The organism is Achromobacter agilis, assembly GCF_900496965.1.
GTDB lineage: Bacteria > Pseudomonadota > Gammaproteobacteria > Burkholderiales > Burkholderiaceae_B > Achromobacter > Achromobacter agilis.
In genome coordinates, this window is the sequence record NZ_UFQB01000016.1 from 97,538 (window position 1) to 118,410 (window position 20,873).

The 20,873-nt window shown below is 66.6% G+C and carries 20 protein-coding genes and 1 pseudogene; 10 read left to right on the top strand and 11 right to left on the bottom strand.

The features are described from left to right. Positions 1-3 precede the first annotated feature (3 nt). Both AGI3411_RS18800 and AGI3411_RS18805 read left to right on the top strand, forming a co-directional pair. Positions 4-453, top strand: coding sequence for a YbjN domain-containing protein (locus tag AGI3411_RS18800; protein WP_129528854.1), 450 nt, complete (start codon positions 4-6; stop codon positions 451-453). A gap of 128 nt (positions 454-581) precedes the next feature. After that, complete coding sequence (locus AGI3411_RS18805; RefSeq protein WP_129528855.1) at positions 582-917, top strand: hypothetical protein; 336 nt, start codon at positions 582-584, stop codon at positions 915-917. Positions 918-964: 47 nt separating this feature from the next. On the opposite strand, the gene AGI3411_RS18810 is transcribed toward AGI3411_RS18805, so the two are convergent. The 3 genes from AGI3411_RS18810 to prpB are packed head-to-tail and all read right to left on the bottom strand — an operon-like array spanning position 965 to position 5,640. Next, complete coding sequence (locus AGI3411_RS18810; RefSeq protein ID WP_129528856.1) at positions 965-1,942, bottom strand: Bug family tripartite tricarboxylate transporter substrate binding protein; 978 nt, start codon at positions 1,940-1,942, stop codon at positions 965-967. 44 nt (positions 1,943-1,986) lie between these two features. Next, positions 1,987-4,671: an aconitate hydratase AcnA gene (acnA, locus tag AGI3411_RS18815; protein WP_129528857.1), complete on the bottom strand. Its 2,685-nt coding sequence runs from the start codon at positions 4,669-4,671 to the stop codon at positions 1,987-1,989. Positions 4,672-4,731: 60 nt separating this feature from the next. Next, complete coding sequence (prpB, locus tag AGI3411_RS18820; protein WP_129528858.1) at positions 4,732-5,640, bottom strand: methylisocitrate lyase; 909 nt, start codon at positions 5,638-5,640, stop codon at positions 4,732-4,734. Positions 5,641-5,865: 225 nt separating this feature from the next. Here prpB and prpR point away from each other — a divergent pair, with 225 nt between their 5' ends. After that, positions 5,866-7,749 carry a propionate catabolism operon regulatory protein PrpR gene (prpR, locus tag AGI3411_RS18825; protein ID WP_425265358.1) on the top strand — a complete coding sequence of 628 codons (1,884 nt, stop codon included), beginning with the start codon at positions 5,866-5,868 and terminating at the stop codon, positions 7,747-7,749. 12 nt (positions 7,750-7,761) lie between these two features. Here the strand turns inward: prpR and AGI3411_RS18830 are convergent, their stop codons facing one another. Both AGI3411_RS18830 and AGI3411_RS18835 read right to left on the bottom strand, forming a co-directional pair. Next, positions 7,762-8,364: a LysE/ArgO family amino acid transporter gene (locus tag AGI3411_RS18830; RefSeq protein WP_129528860.1), complete on the bottom strand. Its 603-nt coding sequence runs from the start codon at positions 8,362-8,364 to the stop codon at positions 7,762-7,764. A gap of 107 nt (positions 8,365-8,471) precedes the next feature. After that, complete coding sequence (locus AGI3411_RS18835; RefSeq protein ID WP_129528861.1) at positions 8,472-9,389, bottom strand: LysR family transcriptional regulator; 918 nt, start codon at positions 9,387-9,389, stop codon at positions 8,472-8,474. A gap of 117 nt (positions 9,390-9,506) precedes the next feature. On the opposite strand from AGI3411_RS18835, the gene AGI3411_RS18840 reads away from it, so the two are divergent. From AGI3411_RS18840 to AGI3411_RS18850, 3 genes are all read left to right on the top strand, one after another. Beyond that, positions 9,507-10,460 carry a hydroxymethylglutaryl-CoA lyase gene (locus AGI3411_RS18840; RefSeq protein ID WP_129528862.1) on the top strand — a complete coding sequence of 318 codons (954 nt, stop codon included), beginning with the start codon at positions 9,507-9,509 and terminating at the stop codon, positions 10,458-10,460. A 31-nt stretch (positions 10,461-10,491) separates the two neighbouring features. Further along, positions 10,492-11,715 carry a CaiB/BaiF CoA transferase family protein gene (locus tag AGI3411_RS18845; RefSeq protein WP_129528863.1) on the top strand — a complete coding sequence of 408 codons (1,224 nt, stop codon included), beginning with the start codon at positions 10,492-10,494 and terminating at the stop codon, positions 11,713-11,715. Positions 11,716-11,781: 66 nt separating this feature from the next. Further along, positions 11,782-12,768 carry a Bug family tripartite tricarboxylate transporter substrate binding protein gene (locus tag AGI3411_RS18850; RefSeq protein WP_129528864.1) on the top strand — a complete coding sequence of 329 codons (987 nt, stop codon included), beginning with the start codon at positions 11,782-11,784 and terminating at the stop codon, positions 12,766-12,768. Between the two features lie 9 nt (positions 12,769-12,777). On the opposite strand, the gene AGI3411_RS18855 is transcribed toward AGI3411_RS18850, so the two are convergent. Continuing rightward, complete coding sequence (locus AGI3411_RS18855) at positions 12,778-13,002, bottom strand: HP1242/YdcH family protein (RefSeq protein ID WP_129528865.1); 225 nt, start codon at positions 13,000-13,002, stop codon at positions 12,778-12,780. A gap of 267 nt (positions 13,003-13,269) precedes the next feature. Between AGI3411_RS18855 and AGI3411_RS18860 the strand changes: the two genes are divergently transcribed. Then, a complete protein-coding gene (locus AGI3411_RS18860; protein ID WP_129528866.1) occupies positions 13,270-14,418 on the top strand; it encodes a sterol desaturase family protein in 1,149 nt (382 codons plus the stop codon). 39 nt (positions 14,419-14,457) lie between these two features. Here AGI3411_RS18860 and ycaC read toward each other — a convergent pair whose 3' ends face one another. The 4 genes from ycaC to AGI3411_RS30415 form a co-directional block, all read right to left on the bottom strand. Then, positions 14,458-15,084 (bottom strand): isochorismate family cysteine hydrolase YcaC, encoded by a 627-nt coding sequence (ycaC, locus tag AGI3411_RS18865; RefSeq protein WP_129528867.1) that lies wholly within the window; start codon positions 15,082-15,084, stop codon positions 14,458-14,460. 59 nt (positions 15,085-15,143) lie between these two features. Further along, complete coding sequence (locus AGI3411_RS18870; RefSeq protein WP_129528868.1) at positions 15,144-15,821, bottom strand: isochorismatase family protein; 678 nt, start codon at positions 15,819-15,821, stop codon at positions 15,144-15,146. A 142-nt stretch (positions 15,822-15,963) separates the two neighbouring features. After that, complete coding sequence (locus AGI3411_RS30410; RefSeq protein ID WP_244240388.1) at positions 15,964-16,440, bottom strand: LysR substrate-binding domain-containing protein; 477 nt, start codon at positions 16,438-16,440, stop codon at positions 15,964-15,966. Beyond that, on the bottom strand, positions 16,437-16,694 hold the full coding sequence (locus AGI3411_RS30415; RefSeq protein ID WP_244240389.1) for a LysR substrate-binding domain-containing protein: 258 nt from the start codon (positions 16,692-16,694) through the stop codon (positions 16,437-16,439). The genes AGI3411_RS30410 and AGI3411_RS30415 overlap by 4 nt, the downstream gene beginning before the upstream one ends. A 192-nt stretch (positions 16,695-16,886) precedes the next feature. Here AGI3411_RS30415 and AGI3411_RS18880 point away from each other — a divergent pair, with 192 nt between their 5' ends. Then, on the top strand, positions 16,887-17,705 hold the full coding sequence (locus tag AGI3411_RS18880) for a 2-keto-4-pentenoate hydratase (RefSeq protein WP_129528869.1): 819 nt from the start codon (positions 16,887-16,889) through the stop codon (positions 17,703-17,705). Positions 17,706-17,719: 14 nt separating this feature from the next. Here AGI3411_RS18880 and AGI3411_RS18885 read toward each other — a convergent pair whose 3' ends face one another. Beyond that, positions 17,720-18,682, bottom strand: a complete 963-nt coding sequence (locus AGI3411_RS18885) for an AraC family transcriptional regulator (RefSeq protein ID WP_129528870.1) — start codon at positions 18,680-18,682, stop codon at positions 17,720-17,722. A 293-nt stretch (positions 18,683-18,975) separates the two neighbouring features. Between AGI3411_RS18885 and AGI3411_RS18890 the strand changes: the two genes are divergently transcribed. Further along, on the top strand, positions 18,976-20,022 hold the full coding sequence (locus tag AGI3411_RS18890) for an aldo/keto reductase (protein ID WP_129528871.1): 1,047 nt from the start codon (positions 18,976-18,978) through the stop codon (positions 20,020-20,022). A gap of 71 nt (positions 20,023-20,093) precedes the next feature. Next, positions 20,094-20,828 (top strand): annotated as a pseudogene (locus AGI3411_RS18895) (YoaK family protein); the annotation flags it as partial. Positions 20,829-20,873 lie beyond the last annotated feature (45 nt).

Consider the following 20,873-nt stretch of genomic DNA (forward strand, 5'->3'; position numbering starts at 1 on the left):
ACAATGAGCCGCGAATCCGCCGAACGCATGACACGCTATTTCCAATCCTTGCTCGAAAGCGAAGGATTCAATCGCGGCCAGATCCAATGGGACGACCAGTCCCAGACCTCGGACCTGATCTTCAAGGTCGAGGGCCGCAACTATATTCTGATCTCCGACGCCGACGACGAGGATTTCGCGCGCCTGGTGTTCCCCAACTTCTGGCCCCTGGACAGCGACGAGGAATTCGCCGCCGCGCTGCAGGCCATTTCCCTGGTGAACGGCCGCTGCAAGGGCGTGAAGGTCTATGCCGCCAGCAAGAATGACAACGTCGTGGCGACGGTGGAATTCCTGATTTCGGCCAGCAACCCTCAGCTCAGCGCCGGCTTGTTCATTCGTTACATCCGCATGCTCAACAGCGGAGCCGAAGAGTTCGCCCGCATCATGCGCGAGTTCGCGAACCAGCAGTCCTAAGCGCGGCGCGCTGGAAACGCGGATTCTTGTCGGCGGGGCTCCGGTCTCCGTCGGCCCGGACAGGCCATGTCCGCTAGAATCCGCAATTGCGCCTGCCTTGCGGCGGCCGACGAAACCAGGGGAATCGAATGAGAATGTCATTGCTGTTCGTGGCAGCCGTGGTGGCGGGATGCGCCAGCGGTTCCAGCGACCTGATCACGGAAGCGAAGGTGCAGGCGATCAAGCTGAACGTCACCACCTATGACGAGATGGTCCGTGATTACGGGCCGCCTCGGTCGCAGCATTTCAACCAGCAAGGGCTGCTGACCGCGACCTGGTTCTATTTCTACGATGGCGATTACGATGCGATGGACGATCAGCAGAAGCTGACCGTGATTTTCAATAAAGACCGCACCGTGAAGGATTATGAGAACGCTTCGGCCTCCGGGCTTGCGGAAGGCAAAGGCGCGGCCAAGCGCCGCTAGGCCAACAGGCCGGGCGCCGGCCAGAGGCGCCCGGCCTGTTCCCGAGGCTATTCGGCCTTCATGCCGGCCGACTTGACGACGCCGCCCAGGCGTTTGTCTTCGGCGGCGATGAAAGTCTTGAACTGCGCTACCGAGCCGGGGATGGGCTCGTAGCCGGCGTCGTTCAACTGCTGTTTGACCGCCGGCGTCGCCATGACTTGGGCGATGGCGCGGTTCATCGCTTCAATGACGGCGTCGGGCGTTCCCTTGGGCGCATACATGCCGCCCCAATGCGTGATGTTGATCTGCGGGAAGCCCTGTTCGGCCGTGGTCGGCGTGTCCGGCAACAGGGGCGTGCGGTGGTCTGCGGTCGCCGCCAGGGCGCGTACCCTGCCGGCGGCGACGTAGTTCCGGATCGATACGCTGGCTTCCGACGCCGCGTCGACCTGTCCTCCCATCAGCGCCGCGGAGCTTTCGGAGCCGCTCTTGTAGGGCACGATCGTCACGGGAACGTTCAGGGCCTGGCCCAGCATTTCCCCGACGAAGTGGCCGGTGCTGCCCGATCCCGCCGTGGCGAACAGGATGGGGTGTCCGCCGGCGCCGGCCTTTTTCTGCCAGTCCTTGAGCGTATGGATGTCGCTCTTTGCATTGACGACGATCACCGACGACGATTCGAACAGCAGCCCGACGGGCACGAGGTCGGCGTCTTCATAGGGCATCTTGGCGCGCAGCAGCTTGTTCGTGATGGCGCCGTTGCCCGCGATCAGAAAGATATAGCCGTCAGGATCGCTCTTGGCGACGACATCGGATCCGATCAGGCCGCCGGCTCCCGGCCGGTTGTCGATGACGACCGGCTGCTTCAGGTTTTCGGAAAGCCCGGTCGCGAAGATCCGCGTCATGGCGTCGAGCTGGCCGCCCGCGGAGAACGGCACGATGAGCCGCAGCGGCTTCGTGGGCCAGTCGGCGGCGTGTGCGGTCGAGACGAGCGCCAGTCCTGCCGCCAGCGCCAGGGCGCGCAGCGGGGCGTAGAGTCGTTTTGCGTACATCTTTGTCTCCTTTGGTTGTGGTGATGGCACTTCGCTTCTGCTTCTTATGGTTGCTGCGCGCTGCCTGAATCGGCCAGCGCCTGGCGCAGCACGGCGGGCAGGATGCCGCCGGCCCGCCAGATGTGCACTTCATGCTCGTTGTCCAGCCGGCAGGCCAGGAGCAGCCGGCGCGGCGCGCCGCCGCCGCTGTGGATCACACAGGAAACCGAGCCCTGCGCGCTCAGGCCGGCGTCGATGTCCAGGTCATAGGTTTCGCTGCCGTCGAGCCCCAGGGTCAGGCGCGTGGTCCCGGCGGGGAACTGCAGGGGCAGCACGCCCATATTGACCAGGTTCGAGCGGTGGATGCGCTCGAAGCTCTCCGCGATCACCGCGCGCACGCCCAGCAGCCGGGTGCCCTTGGCCGCCCAGTCGCGAGAGGACCCGGTTCCGTAGTCCTTGCCGGCCACGACGATCGCCGCAACGCCTGCGTCCCGGTAGCGCATGGCAGCGTCATAGACCGGCAGGGTCTCGCCGTCAGGCTCGTGGCGGGTGGCGCCGGCGGGCCCTTGGGGCAGGAGTTCATTGGCCAGTGTGGGCTGCGCGAAGGTGGCGCGCATCATCACTCTGTGATTGCCGCGGCGCGCGAGGTAGGTATGCAGGTCGGCGGCCGCCACGCCCAGGGACTGGAGGTAGCGGCCTGCGCTGGACTGGGGCGGAATCTCGTTGGCGGGCGAGATGTGGTCGGTGGTCACCGAGTCGCCCAGGATCATCAGGGCGCGCGCGCCGTGGAGCTGGATGGCGCCGTCTTGCTGCGGCACGTCCAGATAGGGCGGGCGGCGCAGGTACAGGCTTTGCTCGTCCCAGGCGTAGCAGGCGCCGGTGCCGGCAGGCAGGGCCAGCCAGGCAGGGTCCCCCTCGAACACATCGCGGTAGCGTTGCGTGAAGAGGCCGGGCCGCACATGCGCGGAGACCATTTCGTCGATCTCGGCGTCGCTGGGCCACAGCTCGGCCAGATGTATGGGCGAACCATCCGGCCGCCACCCGACCGGCTCCGTGTCGAGGTCCCGTTCCACCGTACCGGCCAGGGCGAAGGCGACGACCAGCGCGGGAGACGCCAGGTAGTTCGCGCGGGCCAGCGGGTGGACGCGTCCGGGGAAATTGCGATTGCCCGAGAGCACCGCGGCTACGCGGGGATTGCCTGCGGCGATGGCGCGCTCGGCCGCGCACGTCAGCGCGCCGGAGAGGCCGGCGCAGGTGGCGCAACCGTAGCCGGCGGTATGAAAGCCCAGTTCGTCCAGCGCGGCCTGCAGTCCGCTGGCCTGCAGATAATCGGTGACGACGCGAGAGCCCGGCGTGAACGAGGTCTTGGTCCACGGCTGCGGGCGCAGGCCCAGGGAAACGGCCTTGCGCGCCAGCAGCCCGGCGGCCACCAGCAGCCTGGGGTTGGACGTATTGGTGCAACTGGTGATCGCGGCCAGCACCACCGCGCCGTCGGGCAGCGCGTCGCCGGTGGTTGCAGGCATGGCGGACGCTGCCTTTCTGAAGCTCACCGGCAGTTCGGCCAGGCTCACCTTCTCCTGAGGCTTGTTCGGTCCGGCGGCCACGCGTCCGATTTGCGCCAGGTCCACGTCGACGATCCGGTGGTAGCCGGCCTGTGGCGCGCCGGCCGCGCGCCACAGGCCGGCTGCCTGCGCGTACCGCCGCACCCGCTCTACGTGCTCCGGCTCGCGTCCTGTGCGCCGCAGATAGGACAGCGTTTCCTCGTCCACGGGAAAGTACGCGCAGGTCGAGCCGTATTCCGGGGCCATGTTGGACAGGGTCGCGCGGTCCTCCAGGGTCAGCGTGCCGTCCAGGGCGTCGCCGGTGAATTCGACGAACTGCGCGACCACTTTGGCCTGGCGCAGGATACTGGTGAGGCTAAGCACGATGTCGGTAGCGGTGACGCCAGGCGCCGGCCGGTTGCGCAGGCGGACCCCGATCGTTTCCGGCGCGCGCAGCACCAGGGCGTCGCCCAGCATGGCGGCTTCGGCTTCGATGCCGCCAACGCCCCAACCCAGCACGCCCAGCGCGTTGACCATGCTGGTGTGGCTGTCGGTGCCCACCAGCGTGTCGGGGCAGGTGACGCGGGCGCCTTGCGCGGTGGTCCGTGTCGAGGCGACTTCGGCCAGGTACTCGATATTGATCTGATGCAGGATTCCCTTGCCCGGAGGAACCAGGCGCAGCTTGTCGAAAGCGCCTTGCGCCCATTTGAGAAAAGCGTAGCGCTCGCGGTTCTGCGCGTATTCGCTGGCCTCGTTGGCGGCGCGCGCGCCGGCGTGGCCCGCCTGCTCGGCGATCAGCGAGTGGTCCACGATCAGGTCCACCGGGATGTGCGGATTGATGCGTTTCGGGTCGCCGCCGCGCGCCTGGATGGCATCGCGCATCGCGGCCAGGTCGATCAGGCTGGGTATGCCGCTGACGTCCTGGGCCAGTACGCGCGTGGGGTACAGCCAGACGTCGGCGGGCTCGCCGGTCCGGGGTTTGGGCGCATCCGGATGGTAGGTCCGCAGCAGCGCCTCCGCGCGCGGCCGGCTGCCGCCCGGAGCGCTTTCATGGCGCAGCGCATTTTCGATTAGCACCTTGGCCACGTAGGGCAGGCGCAGCGCGTCCAGCCCATGGGAGGCCGCAAAGGCGGGGACCGAGAAATGGCGTCCGTATTCCGCGCTGTCGTCGTAGACGAGCAGGAATGGGTCGTCCGGCAAGGAATGCATGATGGCGATGTCTCCAGTTCGTGTTGTTCTGCTTGCCGCCCTCGGGCGGGCGATGGCGGATCAGGCGGCCTTGCCGGCATAGAGCGCGTCGAGCTTCTCCTCGTAGGTGAAGTATCCGATGCTCTCGTAGAGTTCCATGCGCGTCTGCATCTCGTCCAGCATGGCGCGCTGCGTGCCGTCGCGCCGGATGGCCGCGTATGTCCGTTGCGCCGCGCGGTTCATGGCGCGGAAGGCCGACAGGGGATACAGCGCGATGGCGACATCGGCCGCGGCGAGCTCGTCCACGGTCAGCATGGGCGTCTGCCCGAACTCCGTGATGTTGGCCAGGATGGGCGCGGGCAGCGCGCGGGCGAAGTCACGGAATCCTTCCAGGTCGGGTACCGCCTCGGGAAAGGCGACGTCCGCGCCGGCTTCGATGCAGGCCGCCAGACGGTCCAGGGCGCTTTGCCGGCCCTGGCTGGCCAGCGCATCGGTGCGCGCGATGATCACGAATTCGGGATCGCTGCGGGCGTCGACCGCCGCCTTGATGCGGTCCACCATTTCGGGCAGGGTCACGACCTCTTTGTTCGGCCGGTGCCCGCAACGTTTGGCGCCGGCCTGGTCTTCGATCTGCATCGCCGCCGCGCCGGCGGCGATCAGCGATCGGGTGGTGCGCGCCACATTGAACGCCGACGCGCCAAAGCCGGTATCGGCGTCGACCGTCAGCGGCAGCGGGCAGATCTCGGTGATCCGCCGCACGTCGGTCAGCACGTCCTCAAGGCCGACGATGCCAAGGTCAGGCACGCCGAGCGAGCCGGCGGCCACGCCGCCGCCCGAAAGATAGATAGCCTGGAAGCCGGCTTGCTGGGCCAGCAGCGCGTGGTTGGCGTTGATGGCGCCGACGATCTGCAAGGGGCGTTCGGTCTGCATCGCCAGGCGCATGCGCGCGCCGGCGCTTGCGGGGGCGGAAGGGCGGGTGGAGAGGGCCATGGGGGTTCCGTTGGAAGAGGGTAGGTTTGCTTATGCAAGATGCGTACCAGGCCTGCCTCCTCCCGTAGCGGGGACATAGGGGCGATGTTTCAATTTCAAAATTGAAATATATGGATTTCAATGATGAGATAGCCGGGCGCAACCGCCACAGGGCCCGCCATGCTTCCAGCTTCGCCATCGACCGAACCGGATTCCCCCTCATTGCCTCGCATCTGGGCCATAGGAATGGCGCGGATATCGCGCAGTTTCGCGCAGATCCTGCCGCGCTTTGCCGGCCGGGGAGAGTTCAAGCTCATCGAGGCGGGCTTCGAGACGGCCGCCAATGCCATCAATCAGGCGGCGCGGCAGGGTCAGGTGGATGCGGTGGTGGCGGCGGGCCTCAATGGCGCTTACCTGCGGCGCCATGTATCCGTGCCGGTGGTGCAGGTGAAGATCATCGGTTTCGAGGTCATGAACGCGCTTTCCACGGCCCGCCGCATTTCACCGCGGGTCGCCCTGTTGGGGCAGGCCGGTCAGTATCCCGAGCTGGAGACATTCCTGAACACGTTCTCGCTCGACATTCCGGTCCGAACCTACCAGGATCCGGATGATGCGCTGGCGCAGGTCCAGGCGCTGAAGGGCGAGGGTATCGAAGTGATCGTCGGCTCGGGATTGCTGGTGGACTATGCCGAGCGCATCGGGCTGATGGGGGTGCTGGTGTATTCGCCGGCGACGATAGGGGCATGCATCGAGGACGCCATCGAGATCACCAGGCTGCAGCGGATCGAATCGGGGCGGCGCGAGTATCTCAATGCGGTGCTGGCTAACCTGGACGAAGGTGTGGCCGCCGTCGACGCGTCGGGCCGGATCCAGGCCCTGAACCCTGCCGTCGAACGCCTGCTGGGCATCAGGGCATCCGGCATGGCCGGACGCCGGCTGGAGGAGGTTTCGCCGGCGCTGTCCTTGGACGAGGTGCTGCGCAGCGGCAAGCGCGAGGCCGAGTCCGTCCATCGCCTGGCCGGCAAGATGGTGGTTGTGAACCGCATTCCGCTGGCGACAGGGGCCGGCCTGTCAGGCGCCGTCCTGACCTTGCAGGAAGCCGGTGCCATCCACCGCGCCGACCGCAATCTGCGCACCCGGGCTCGGATGCGCGCCCACGCCGTGCGCTACACGCTGGACGATTTGTTCGGCACGGCGCCCCCCGTCGAGAAGGTGCGCATGCTGGGCCGCCGCTATGCCAGAGTGGACTCCACCGTACTGATCGGCGGCGAAAGCGGCACGGGCAAGGAAGTGCTGGCGCAAGGCATTCATCAGGCCAGCGCACGCCACAGCTTCCCGTTTATCGCCGTCAACTGCGCGGCCTTCCCCGAAAGCCTGTTGGAAAGCGAGCTGTTCGGCTACGAAGATGGGGCGTTCAGCGGCGCCCGCCGGGGAGGAAAACCTGGCCTGTTCGAATCGGCTCATAACGGCACGCTCTTTCTGGACGAGGTGGGCGACATGCCGGCCGCCTTGCAGATCCGTCTGCTGCGAGTGCTGCAGGAACGCCAGGTGACGCCGGTGGGGGGCAGCGAAGCGGTGCCGGTCAATGTGCGTATCATCGCCGCCACCCACCGCGACCTGGCGGCCATGGTCGCGGCGGGGGATTTCCGCCAGGACCTGTTTTTCCGCTTGAACATCCTGCGCATCGATATGCCGACCCTGCGCGAGCGCAGGCAGGATATCTGGCCGCTGGCGCAACGGCTTTACCTGCGTATCCAGGAGAACCTCGGCTTGCAGCCGCTCAGGCCGTTGTCTCCCGCCGCGCAGGCAGCCCTGATGGCGTATGCCTGGCCCGGCAATATCCGCGAACTCGAGAACGTGCTGGAGCGCCTGGCGGTGTATCTGGTCGAGATGCCCGGCGATCTCTCCGGGGCGCAGATGCGGCGCATCGTCGGAGACGTCGCGCCCGAACTGGCTGGCGGCGCGCCGGTGGAAACGCGCGCGGAGTCGCTGGCCGATACCTCGCGGCGGCACGATGCGGCGCATATCCGCGCGGTGCTGGCGCGCTGCGGCGGCAACCGCCAGGAGGCTTGCGCCATGCTGGGGATCAGCCCCACCACGCTCTGGCGCAGGCTGCGCCAGAGCCGGTAGCCTGCGCCGGGCTCACAGCACCAGCTTCACGCCGATGGCGAACATGGCCGCGGCGACGAATGCATCCAGCACTCGCCACGCCTTGGGGTCGGCGAAGACCGGCCGGAGCAGGCGCGCGCCGTAGCCCAGGGCGAAGAAAAAAGTGAACGAGGCCGCGATCGCGCCCAGCGCGAAGGCAAGCTTGTGGCCGTCGTACTGGCTGGATACCGAGCCGAGCAGGACCACAGTGTCCAGGTAGACGTGCGGATTGAGCCAGGTGAAGGCCAGGCAGGCCGCCAGCGCGGCCCATCGTCCCGCCGTTTCCCGGGACGACGGCGCCAGGCTGCCGTGGCGGCTGCGCAGCGCGGAGATCAGGCTGCGGGCGGCATAGGCGAACAGGAATGCCGCGCCGCCATAGCGCAGGGCGGGTTCCAGCCAGGGAAGGGTAGCGACGGCCAGGCCGAATCCGGCCACGCCCGCGCCGATCAGGACGGCGTCCGACAGGGCGCAGGTCAGGCAGACGTCAAAGACGTGTTCCTGCCGCAATCCCTGGCGCAGGACGAAGGCGTTCTGCGCGCCGATCGCCATGATCAGGCTCAGGCCGAGCAGGAAGCCGGGAAGAAAGGCGGTCGTCATGGATACCCTTTGCGAAGGGCGACAGCCTAGTCTGTGCGGCGAGATTAGAAAAACTAAAAAAACTAATCTGTACTTAGCCCCGCTAATTATTCCGCGCCGGCAGCCGGTCAGGCCGGGAGCGCGTCGTCCCGTCCCGCCGCCGCAAGATGATCCAGCAGCAGGCGGGCGGCCGCGGGCAGGTTCTTTTCGTCGCGCATGCAGACGGCGAAGCGCCGGCGGCTCCACGGGTCCTTCAGCGGCAGCACCCGCAATCCATGCGCCAGCGCATAGGGCGAGGCCACTTCGACGGGAGCGACGCTGATCGCCAGGCCGGCCAGCACCACACGGAAGGCCGAATCGAAATTGCTGACCGTTACCCGGTGCCGCAGGGTCTTGCCGCTTTGGCTGGCGGCGGTTTGCAGCATCCGCAACACGGCGCCGGCCGCGGGCATGTTGACGTGTTCGTATTCCAGCGCGTCTTCGAACCAGACCGCTTCGTGGCGGGCCAGGGGATGGTCGGGCCCGGTAACGACGGCAAGGCGGTCGCCCCGGTAGGGGCGGGTGTGCAGCCCGTGGAAATCGGCGGCGTCCCAGCAGATGCCCAGGCTGGCGATGCCGTCCTTGACGCCGCGCACCACCTCCTGGCTGACGCGCTCTTCCATGTCCACGCGGATGTTCCGATGGGGGGCGGCCTGCAGGAACGCAGCGATGTCTTCGGCAAGCGATTCGGCGAGCACGGAAGCAGTGGCCAGGATGCGCACCTGGCCTTTCACGCCGCTGGCGTACGCGGCCATATCGCGCTCGACGCGTCCGGCGGTGGCCAGCATGGCGCGCGCGTGCTCGAGCAGCGTTTCTCCGGCCGCGGTCGGCTCGACGCCGCGGCGCTTGCGCGTCAGCAGCTTGGTGCCCACGGTGTCTTCCAATTGCGCCAGCCGCTTGCTGATGGCCGAGCCGACGATGTTGGCGCGTTGGCCTGCGCGGGCGATGTTGCCGGTCTCGCACACGGAGACGAACAGGCGCAAAGTCGTGATATCCAGGTCGCGCATGGGTGTAAGCCGGTTTTCTTGATATTCCAATACGGAATTTTAGGCGTTCCTTAATAGCGCTTGTGGATTAAATGAGAATATCTAAACTGGCTGCTCCCAGATAGACCTGACATCGCGATGCCGCCTGATTGCCTCCCGTCCCCTCCCGCCGCCGCCATCGTCCGAGAAGTGGGCCTGCGCGACGGCCTGCAAAGCCTGCCGGTGGTGCTGCCGACCGCCGCCAAGCTCGAATGGATAGACGCGGCCTATGCCGCCGGGCAGCGCGAAATCGAGGTGGGATCTTTCGTGCCCGCCCGCCTGTTGCCGCAACTGGCGGATACCGGCGAACTGATTGCCCACGCGAAGCGCCTGCCGGGCCTGTCCGTTTCGGTGCTGGTGCCCAATTTGAAGGGCGCGGAACGCGCGCTGTCCAGCGGCGCGGACCTGATGCTGGTGCCGCTGTCGGCCAGCCACGCCCATAGCGTGGCGAATCTGCGCAAGACGCCGCAAGAGGCGGTCGCGATGCTGCGGGAGATCCGTGCCGCGCGCGACGCCGCCGGTTCGCCGATGCTGATCGAGGGCGGCGTCGGCACGGCCTTTGGCTGCACGCTGCAGGGCGCGGTGCGCCCGGACGAGGTCCTGCGCCTGCTGGGTGAGTTGCTGGATGCGGGCGCCGACCGGGTGAGCCTGGCAGACACCGTGGGCTATGCCGATCCGGCCTCGGTGCGGCGCCTGTTCGCGCAGGCGCGGCGCATCGCCGGCGACCGGCTCTGCTGCGCGCATTTCCACGACACGCGGGGACTGGGGCTCGCCAATGTGTTGGCGGCCCTGGATACCGGCGTGGCTCGGTTCGACGCCTGCCTGGCGGGCATCGGGGGCTGTCCGCATGCGCCGGGGGCCAGCGGCAACGTCAGCACCGAAGACCTGGTGTTCATGCTGGAGAGCATGGGCATCGGCACCGGCGTAGACCTGGACCGCCTGCTGGCGCTGCGCGAAACCGCGAGCCGCTGGTTGCCGGACCAGCCCTTGCACGGCGCGCTGTGGCGCGCCGGCCTGCCCAAGACCTATTCCTCGCGTTCCCCGGCCGCCTGAGCGCGCCGCCGGCTTCCCAACGGGCCATTCCATGCAGAACATTCCAGACGCTTCCGCTCCTCAATCTTCTCGCGCCTTGCCGCTGGCCGGCCTGCGCGTGGTCGAATTCACCCACATGGTCATGGGGCCCACCTGCGGGATGGTGCTGGCCGACCTGGGCGCGGAGGTGATCAAGGTCGAGCCGGTGCAGGGCGACCGGACCCGCCACCTGCTGGGGGTGGGGGCGGGCTTCTTTCCCATGTTCAACCGCAACAAGAAGAGCATTGCCCTGGATATCCAGACGCCCGCTGGGGCCGAGGCCGCGCGCAGGCTCGCGGCGAGCGCCGACGTGGTAGCCGAGAATTTCCGTCCCGGCACGATGGCCAGGCACGGCCTGGACTACGCCTCGCTGTCCAGGGAGAACCCCCGGCTCATCTACGTGAGCCACAAGGGGTTCCTGCCCGGCCCCTATGCGATGCGCACCGCGCTGGACGAGGTGGTGCAGATGATGGGCGGGCTGGCCTACATGACGGGGCGTCCCGGCGACCCGGTGCGCGCCGGCACCAGCGTGAACGACATTATGGGCGGCATGTTCGGCGCTATCGGGGCCATGGCGGCGCTGATCCAGCGCGGCATTACGGGACGGGGCCAAGAGGTGCAGTCCGCGCTGTTCGAAAACAATGTGTTCCTGGTCGGCCAGCACATGCTGCAGTACGCGATCACGGGCCAGCCTTCCGCGCCGATGCCGGACCGCGTATCGGCCTGGGCGCTGTATGACGTGTTCACCGTCAGGAACGGCGAACAGATTTTCCTGGCCGCCGTCAGCGACTCGCAATGGCAGACTTTCTGCGACGCCTTCGGGTTCGACGACCTGAAGCATGATCCGGCGCTGGCGACGAACAACGACCGCGTGCGCATGCGGCCCACGTTGCTGGCCGATCTGCGCAAGCGCCTGGCCTCCCGCAGCGCGGCCGAACTGGCAAGCGTGTTCGAGCGCATCGGCCTGCCGTTCGCGCCGATCGTCAAGCCCGAGGAGCTGTATGACGATCCCCATCTGCGCGCGACCGGCGGACTGGCGGACATCCGCTTGCCGGATGGCGAACGGGCAGGGCAGATGGCGGGCGCGGCCCTGTTCCCCTTGATGATGGACGGCCGGCGCCTCGGAGTCAGGCAGCATCCGCCCGTGCTGGGCGCCGACACCGACGTCCTGCTGCAAAGCCTGGGCTATGCCGCGGGCGAGATCGCCGCGCTGCGGGAGCAGGGAGCGGCGGCTTGAGGCATTGAATCCGTAGTGGGAAGCGCACCGCAGACGCGGGCGGCAAAAAAACGAAAGGAGACAGACATGGACAAGCAAGTCGCGGGTTGGAGCCGCAGAAGGGTGCTGGGCGCGTTCGGGGCCGCGATACTGGCCGCGCCGGGCCTGTCGCGGGCGCAAAGCGACAGGCCCGTGAAATTCATCCTGCCGGTGGGCGTGGGATCCGGCGTGGATACGATCACCCGTTCGGCGGGGCCGGCGCTTTCGGCTGCTCTGGGCCATACGGTGGTGGTCGAGAACCAGCCGGGGGCGGGCGGGATCGTCGGCACATCGGCGCTGGTGCGCTCGGCGCCCGACGGCTATACGTTGGCCATGCTGTCGAACAACCATGTCATTTTTCCCAGCGTGTACAAATCGCTGCCGTTCGACCCGCTGGCGGATATCACGCCGATCAGCATGGTGGGGATGACGCCTTTCCTGCTGGTGGCGAATCCGCAGAAGATCGCGGCGCAGGGTATCCAGGAACTGACCGCGCTGCTGCAGCGCCAGCCCGGCCGCTACAACTATGCGTCTTCGGGCAACGGCACCATCCTGCACCTGGCCGCCGAGATGTATGTGCAGCAGGCCGGCGTGAAAGCCAGGCACATCCCGTACAAGGGCGTCGGGCCGATGATGGCGGACCTGATGAGCGGGCAGGTGGATTTCGGCGTCCTGTCGCTGCCCTCGGTACTGCCGCAGGTGACGAGCGGGGCGTTGAAGGCGTTGGGCGCGTGCGGCGCCGAACGCATGGCGGCGCTGCCGGACTTGCCCACCTTGCGGGAGCAGGGCCTGCCGGATTACGAAATAGGTGGATGGTTTGCCGCGGCGGGCCCGGCGAAGCTGCCCGCCGCCGAGGTGCGCCGCATTTATGGCGCGCTGGACCGCGCATTCAACTCGCCTGAGGTCAAGCAGGCGATGGCGGTCCAGAACAACAAGATCGTGCTGATGCCGCCTGAGCAGACCGTGGCGTATTTCCGCACTGAGATGGCGAAATACGCCTCGGTCGTCAAGGGTGCAGGGTTGGAATTGATGTAGCCGGCAGTCTCAGCTGCCGCCCTGGTCCGCCGCGCGCAGGATGCCGTACAGCTTGTCCTTCAGTTGCAGCTTTTCCTTCTTTAGCACTTCGACCTCGTTGCCGGATGCCGGCTGGATGCCGGCCTCCATATTCTTGATTTCCTGGTCCAGGTCATTGTGACGCTGGAAAAGCGCGGAGAAATGCGCGTTCTCGGATTTCAGCCGGGTAATGAGTTGGCGGTATTCAGGGAACATAAGGGCCTCTTGAAAAAACCGGTTGACGGGTACTGCGGAAGCGCTGCGAGCCTGATGATCCTGGTTGTCGGTTCCATGACACGCCAACCCCGTGCCGTTGTCAACCGCCCGTCCGGGGGCTGCGGGCCGGCGCGTTGATGCGGCGCAAAGGGAAAGTGAGGCGAACCGTGGCGTTCTGGGAGTTTGTGCGGTTTGGTCACGAGTGATTACATGCAGATCCCGGCCCGGGGATACACTCGCTTCCCCGTGGTCAGCCATAAAAGTGAAATGAAACAGCGCGCGCCCATCTACCGGCAGGTCTTCGAGCTTTTCAAGCAGGACGGGCGAATCCGCCCGGGCACGGGGATGATCAGCGGCGTGATGGCGCTGTTCCTGGCGATCCTCGCCGTCCTGGGCGTGCTGGCCTTCCATTTCCCTGCCTACCTGACGACGCCGGAGTTGCGCAGCTTTTATTCCGTCGAAGCGATGCGGGGCCTGCTATTCGGCGCGCTGCTGGTGTCCGGCACGATCGCGCTTGCCAATACCGTCCTGGGACGCCAGCGCTGGCTGAATATCGCCGCCTTCGTGCTGGTGTGCGGAGCGGTGGCCGCGGGCGGCAGCGACGTTGTGGTGACCACGTCCAATAAGGGCAACCACCCTTACCTGGGCCTGGACTGGTTCATCCTGGACCTGCTGGCTTCCAGCACCGTATTCATCATTTTCGAGAAGCTGTTTCCGCTGTACCCCGGCCAGCCGGTGTTCCGCGCGGGTTGGCAGGTGGATATGAAGCACTTCCTCTTCAACCACCTGTCGGTGGGGGCGGTGCTGCTGTGCATCAATTTCTTCGTGCACCGGCTGTTTTCCTGGGCCGCCTACGAGCCGCTGCAGCAGGCGATCGTGTCGCTGCCCTACCTGGTGGAATTGTTCCTGGCGGTGCTGGTGGCGGACCTGGTGCAATATGCTGCGCACCGCGCCTATCACGAGGTGCCGTTCCTGTGGCGGATACACGCCGTGCACCACAGCACGCGCACGCTGGACTGGCTGGCCGGCTCGCGCCTGCACATCGTGGAATTGCTGATCACCCGGGTGGCGGTGCTGGGCGTGCTGTTCGCGCTGGGCTTCTCGAAAGCGGTGCTCGACGCCTACATCATCATCGTCGGCTTCCAGGCGGTGCTGATCCATTCCAACGTGAAGCTGCCCTGGGGCTGGCTGCGCTACGTGATCGTGACCCCGGATTTCCACCACTGGCACCATTCGTCGGATACCGAGGCGATCGACAGGAACTACGCTGCCCACCTGTCGTTCATCGACTACCTGTTCGGCACCGCGGTGCGCGGCGTGGGCAACCGCCTGCCCGAGAACTACGGCATCCTGGACAACGACATGCCGGGCACCTTCCTCGCGCAGCAGGCCTATCCGTTCGCCCGCAAGAAATAGCGGGCTGGGGGCGGCGCATGCCGCCCCCGGTTTCGAGGCCTACCGGTTCGACGTCAGGGTCGAATAGGCCGCCATCAGGTTGCGGTAGTCGGGGATGTGGTTGGAGAACAGCGTCCCCAGGCCTTCGATGTCATTGCGCCAGTCGCGGTGCAGTTCGCAGGCGACTCCGAACCAGCTCATCATCTGCGCGCCGGCCTGCTCCATGCGGCGCCATGCCGCATCGCGGGTCACCTCGTTGAAGGTGCCCGAAGCGTCGGTGACGACGAACACGTCGAAGCCTTCCTCAAGCGCCGATAGCGCAGGGAAGGCCACGCACACTTCCGTGACGACCCCAGCGATGATCAGTTGCTTCTTGCCCGTGGCCTTGACGGCCTTGACGAAGTCCTCGTTGTCCCAGGCGTTGATGTTGCCCGGGCGGGCGATATAGGGCGCTTTCGGGAATTTGTCTTTCAGTTCCTGCACCAGCGGGCCGTTGGGACCGTCTTCGAAACTGGTGGTCAGGATGGTGGGCAGCTTGAAATAGTCGGCCAGGTCGGCCAGGGCCAGGACATTGTTCTTGAACTGGTCGGGCTGGAAGTCCCGGACCAGCGACAGCAGACCTACCTGGTGGTCGACCAGCAGCACCGCAGCCTGGGTCTTGTCGAGTTTCACATACGGCTTGGTCATAGCGTTCTCCAGAGGAGGGGGGGCGCGCCTGGAGGCGCGCTGGGGAGGATGGCCAAGCCTCAACGTTGGGAGTCGAGCACCTCGCCATTCTTGATGACGTCCTGGGCCTTGCCGTAGCTTTCGATCAGCAGTTGGTAGGCCGGGAATATCTTCGTGTAGACCTCGGCCCATTTGGCGGCGTCTTCACGGTGCCAGGTCCGTTGCAGTTCGGATGCGACGGCGCCGGTGTCCATCGGTACGACGCCGGCCTGGACGACGCGCGCCAGGGTGATCTCCTGGGCCATCTTGCTATAGGTGCCCGAGGCGTCGACCACGGCAAAAACCTTGTAGCCGTCCGCGACCGCGCTGATGGCGGGAAACGCCATGCACACACTGGTGATGGTACCCGCAATGATCAGGGTTTTGCGGCCGGTTGCCTTCACCGCCGCCACGAATTCGGGGTTGTCCCAGGCATTGATTTCTCCCTTGCGGGCGACGTATTTCGCGTGCGGGGCATTCTCGTGGATTTCGGGAATCAGCGGCCCGTTCGGGCCCTGAGGCACCGATGCCGTGGTGATGACGGGCAGCTTCGAAAGCGTGGCCATGGCGGCCAGCGCGGCGGCGCGTGAGCGCAGCTCGGTCATCGGCATGTCGCCGATGGTCTGGAACAGTCCGCTCTGGTGGTCGATCAGCACCATGGCGGCGTCGTCCGGATCGATGACGGGACGCTGGCCATTGAAGTTGGCAGGGACGCTCATTAGGGGCTCCTAGTGTGGGATGGTGTGCCCGCGCTTCTGCGGATGAGGAGGGTGGGCCCACCATCCTAGGGTCAACGCATCCTGCTGAATAGGCGCGAAAAATAGGTTTCTGCGTCCCGCTCGTCGGACGATGCGTGAGGCGCTACGGGACCAGGCGCCCGTGGCTTTTTTGCGCGTCGTGTTCGCGCCTGGCGACCTCCTGGTATTCCGTCCTCATGAAGTCCAGCAGGTCCCGCACCCCGGGCAGCAGGCCCCGGCGGGAGGGAAAGACCGCATGGACGCTGCCGGGCTCGGGCTGCCAGGGGGCGCCCACGTCCACCAGCGTGCCGGCCTCCAGTTCGTCGCGGATCATCAGGAGTGGCAGGGCGACCACGCCCACGCCCCGCAGCGCCGCCTGCTTCAAGGCAAGCATGTCGTCCGTCACCAGGCGCGGGGTGAACGGCACAATCTGGCGCGAGCCGTCGGGCCCTTCCAGGTGCCAGTGCGATTCGCGTTGTTCGGTGCCCAGCGCCAGCGTCGGCTCCTGGCTCAGCGTGTGCGGGTCGGCCGGCAGGGCAATGCTGCGCGCCAGCGCCGGGCTGGCCACGAGGCTCTGGCAGCTCATGCCCAGGGGCTTCATGACGAGGTCGCTGCTTTCGATGGGCCGAACCTCACCCGCACGGCGATGTCGAACCCTTCGCGCAGCACATCCACCGGGCGGCTGAAGCTCTTCAGGTATACGTGGACCTTGGGACACTGGACCATGAACCGGGCGACCAGGTCGCCCAGGAAGTAATAGATCAGCGCGGGCGGCGCGCTCATGCGGATCGTGCCTTGCGGTTCGGCGCGGGTGCGGTCGATGACTTCCTGGGCGGCCTCCGCGCCCGCCAGCATCGACAGGCATTGCTCGAAGTACTCCTGGAGTAGTAGAGGTCATTCAAGTCATGCATGCGAGGCTCCGGTCGTTCCGAAAATAGGGCGTCAGAAGGAGCACATAACGGCCGGGGCCCGACAGGGCGGCTCCTGTCCCAGCGTGCCGGGCGGGCATTTTTCCCTTTACATTTGAGTACCTTCCCAGGAGCCGCCATGCCCGCTTCCGCCCCCGCAGCGCTCGCCCGCGATATCAAGGCGGCGCAGGATCACGCCGCTTCCATTGCCCCGATCTCCGCGAGATACCCGCGTTTCGGCCTGGACGCGGCCTATGAGGTGGCCGCGCGCGTCCACCAGGCGCGGCTGGCGGAAGGCGCGCGGGCGGTCGGCCGCAAGATCGGGTTCACCAATCCCGCGATGTGGGCGGCGCTGGGTGTGGACTTCCCGGTCTGGGGCCGGGTCTATGCGCATACGGTCGTCCTGGAAGACGGCGGCGAGGTCCGCTGCCGGCTGGACCGCTACGTCGAGCCGCGCATCGAGCCGGAAATCGTGCTGCATTTCGGCGCCGAGCCGCCGCAGACGAGCGATCCGGCCCGCATCCTGGACTGCGTGGATTGGATTGCACATGGCTTCGAACTGGTGCAATCGCACTACCCGGCCTGGCAGTTCCAGGCGGCAGATACCGTGGCGGACAACGCCTTGCATGGGGCGCTGTTCGTCGGCCCCCGGAAAGAACCCACCAGCTTGGGCCCCGGGCTGGCCGATAGGCTGGCGCGTTTCCAGATCGACCTGTCATGTAACGGCACGCTCCGCGAAACCGGCTGCGGCGCCAACGTGCTGGGCAGTCCGTTGGCGGCCCTGGCCCATTTGCTGACGGCGTTGGCCGAGCGTCCGGCGGACGAGGCGATCCAGGCGGGTGAACTGGTTACCACCGGCACGCTGACCCGGGCCTACCCCGTGCACGCGGGCGAGACGTGGAGTACCACGCTGGACGGCATCGACCTGCCGGGAATGCGGATCGTGTTCGAGGCGTAAGGGACGGGGGCGCCTCAGGCGGCCGCCAGCGCCGTTTCGTCTTTCCAGCGCTGCTTGTCGCGCAGGGGCGGGGCGCCGAACAGGCGGCTGTATTCCCGGCTGAACTGGGACGAGCTTTCGTAGCCGACGGCATGCGCGGCCAGGGCCACCCCGGCATCGTCGGTCAGCATGAGCCGCCGCGCTTCCTGCAGGCGCAGATGCTTTTGGTATTGCAGCGGGCTCATGGCGGTGGCCTGTTTGAAGTGATGGTGCAACGACGACACGCTCATATGCACGTCGCGGGCGATCTCCTCGACCCGCAACGGCTGGGCGTAATTGTCCCGCAGGATACGGATGGCCTTGGCCACCCGGTTGAGCTGGCTGTCCTGCAGCACGGACTGGCGCAGCACCACCCCCTGGCCGTTCATCAGCAGGCGGTACAGGAGCTCGCGCTTGACCATGGGCGCAAGAATGGGGATGTCTCGAGGCGTGTCCAGCAGGCGCAGCAGGCGCAACACCGCGTCCAGCAGGGCGCCGCCCAGCGGGTTCACGCTGAGGGCGCGCGAGGCTTCGGTATCGGCCAGCGCAGGCAGGTTCTCGTCGCTGATCAGTTCCGTGATTTCCTCGGGGTTCAGGTCCAGCCGCAGCCCCAGGTAAGGCAGTTCCGGACTGGCGACCGATACCTTGGCCACCACCGGCAGGTCGACCGATGAAATCAGGTAGTGGAAGGGGTCGTACTCGAATGCCTCGTCCCCGATGAGCAAGCGCTTGGATCCCTGTGCAATGACCGCCAGCGCCGCCCGCTGCAGCCCGGGTTTTGCGCCGGTGGGCTGGGAGAGGCGGTGCAGGTACAGCCCTTCGATGGGCGTATCCAGCGATCCCTCCAGGCTGCCGGTCATGCGCTCCAGCGTGCAGAGCAGTTCGCGCCGCGCCGGCTCGTATTCGGCTGCGGCCGGCGGGCCGGCGCGATCGACGGCAAGGGCGGTGGTCAGTGGCATGGGGGGCTCCGGGAGGTGAGCCGCCAGGCGCGCGGGCGCCGGCTGGGCAACAGAGGATCAGGCGAATGCCAGTGTAGGCCCAACCTTGGCGTCAAAGCAGGGGTTGGCCTCGGGCGTAGAGAAATGGGCAAAAAAACCGGAGGAATGGGCTTTCTCCCGGGGCTGGCGGGGTATCGCCGGAGAATCAGGCAAAAAGCGGGCAGTATCGAGCAGCGCACAGGCCCGCGCCGGGAAGCATACTGTTCCGATCCCGGCTGGCAGACCGCCCGCCGCGTCCCTGAAAGGAGCCCATTATGCGGTACAAGAAATTCGGAAGCACAGGCCTGTTCGTGTCGGAACTGTGCCTGGGAACCATGACCTTCGGCGGCGAAGGCGAGTTGTGGAGCAAGATCGGCAGCCTGCAGCAGGAAGACGCCAACCGGCTGGTCGGCCGGGCGCTGGACGCGGGCGTCAATTTCATCGATACGGCCGACGTCTATTCCGAAGGCCGCTCCGAACGCATCACCGGTCAGGCGCTGCGCGACCTGAAAGTGGCGCGCGACGACGTCGTCGTCGCGACCAAGGTCTTCGGCCAGACCGGCGCCGGCGTCAATGCCCGCGGCAATTCGCGCGCGCATATCATGGACGGCATCAAGAAAAGCCTGTCGCGCCTGCAGCTGGACCACATCGATCTCTACCAGATCCACGGCTTCGATCCCGCCACGCCGGTCGAGGAAACGGTCAGGGCGCTGGACAATCTGGTGCAGCAGGGCCACGTCCGCTACGTCGGCGTATCCAACTGGGCGGCGTGGCAGATCATGAAGGCGCTGGGCATCGCCGAGCGCCTGGGGCTGGCGCGCTTCGAGTCGCTGCAGGCGTACTACACCATCGCGGGCCGCGACCTCGAGCGCGAGATCGCGCCGATGCTGCAAAGCGAGGGCGTCGGCCTGATGGTGTGGAGCCCGCTCGCCGGCGGCTTGCTCAGCGGCAAATACGGGCGCGATGGAACGGCCGAGGCCGGCAGCCGCCGGGCCCAGTTCGACTTCCCGCCGGTGGACCAGGACCGCGCCTACGACAGCATCGATGTCCTGCGGCGCATCGCGGACGCGCGCGGCGTGTCGGTGGCGCAGGTGGCGCTCGCCTGGCTGCTGCACCAGCGGGTCGTGACCAGCGTCATCATCGGCGCCAAGCGGGTAGAGCAGCTGGACGACAACCTGGCTGCCACCGGCATCCGGCTGACGGAAGAGGAGCTGGCCGCGCTGGATACGGTCAGCGCCTTGCCGCCAGAGTATCCGGGCTGGATGCATGTGCGCCAGGGCGAATTTCGGCGCCAGCAGTTGCGCGAATCGGACGCCGCGTAGCCGCTTTCCGGGGAACAAGCCCTAGAATGTCACGCTCGCTCTGAGTGTGTTCTTATATTCAAGGGACCCGCGTGGCTATCCTCTATCTGCGCAGGCTGACGGCAGTCAGCCGCAGCCCACAGGCCAACCGGCACTTGGCCTACTTCCTGACCTTCACCGCCGGCGCGGTCAACGCCGGCGGCTTCCTGGCCGTACAGCAATACACGTCGCACATGTCCGGCATCGTCTCGATGATGGCCGACAACATGGTGCTGGGCGGGGTGGTGGTGGTTTTGCAGGGGCTGGCGGCGCTGCTGTCCTTCCTGGCGGGCGCGGCAAGCTCGGCGTTCCTGATCAACTTCGGCCGCCGCTCGCGCCTGGCCAGCGAGTACGCGCTGCCCTTGTTGTATGAAGCGGTACTGCTGCTGGGGTTCGGCCTGCTGGGCGCGAACCTGGAAACGCTGCGCTGGTTCTACGTGCCGGGCACCGTCATGCTGCTTTGCTACATCATGGGCCTGCAGAACGCGATGATCACCAAAGTCTCGCGCTCCGAGATCCGCACCACGCACATCACGGGCATGGTGACGGACATCGGGATCGAGCTGGGCAAGCTGTTCTACTGGAATGCGGCCCGCGCCGATGCGCAAGCCACGCCGGCCGTGCGGGCCGACCGCGGCAAGCTCATCGTGCTCAGCCTGCTGGTCTCGCTGTTTTTCGTAGGGGGCGTGGCGGGCGCCTATTCCTTCTTCCATTTCGGCTTCGGCTCGACCCTGCCGCTGGCGTTGATGCTGATGCTGCTGGCGGTGGTGCCCATCGTGGACGATATCGGCAGCTTCCTGCAGCGCATCTAGGCGCCTCGATGGCCCCCGCGA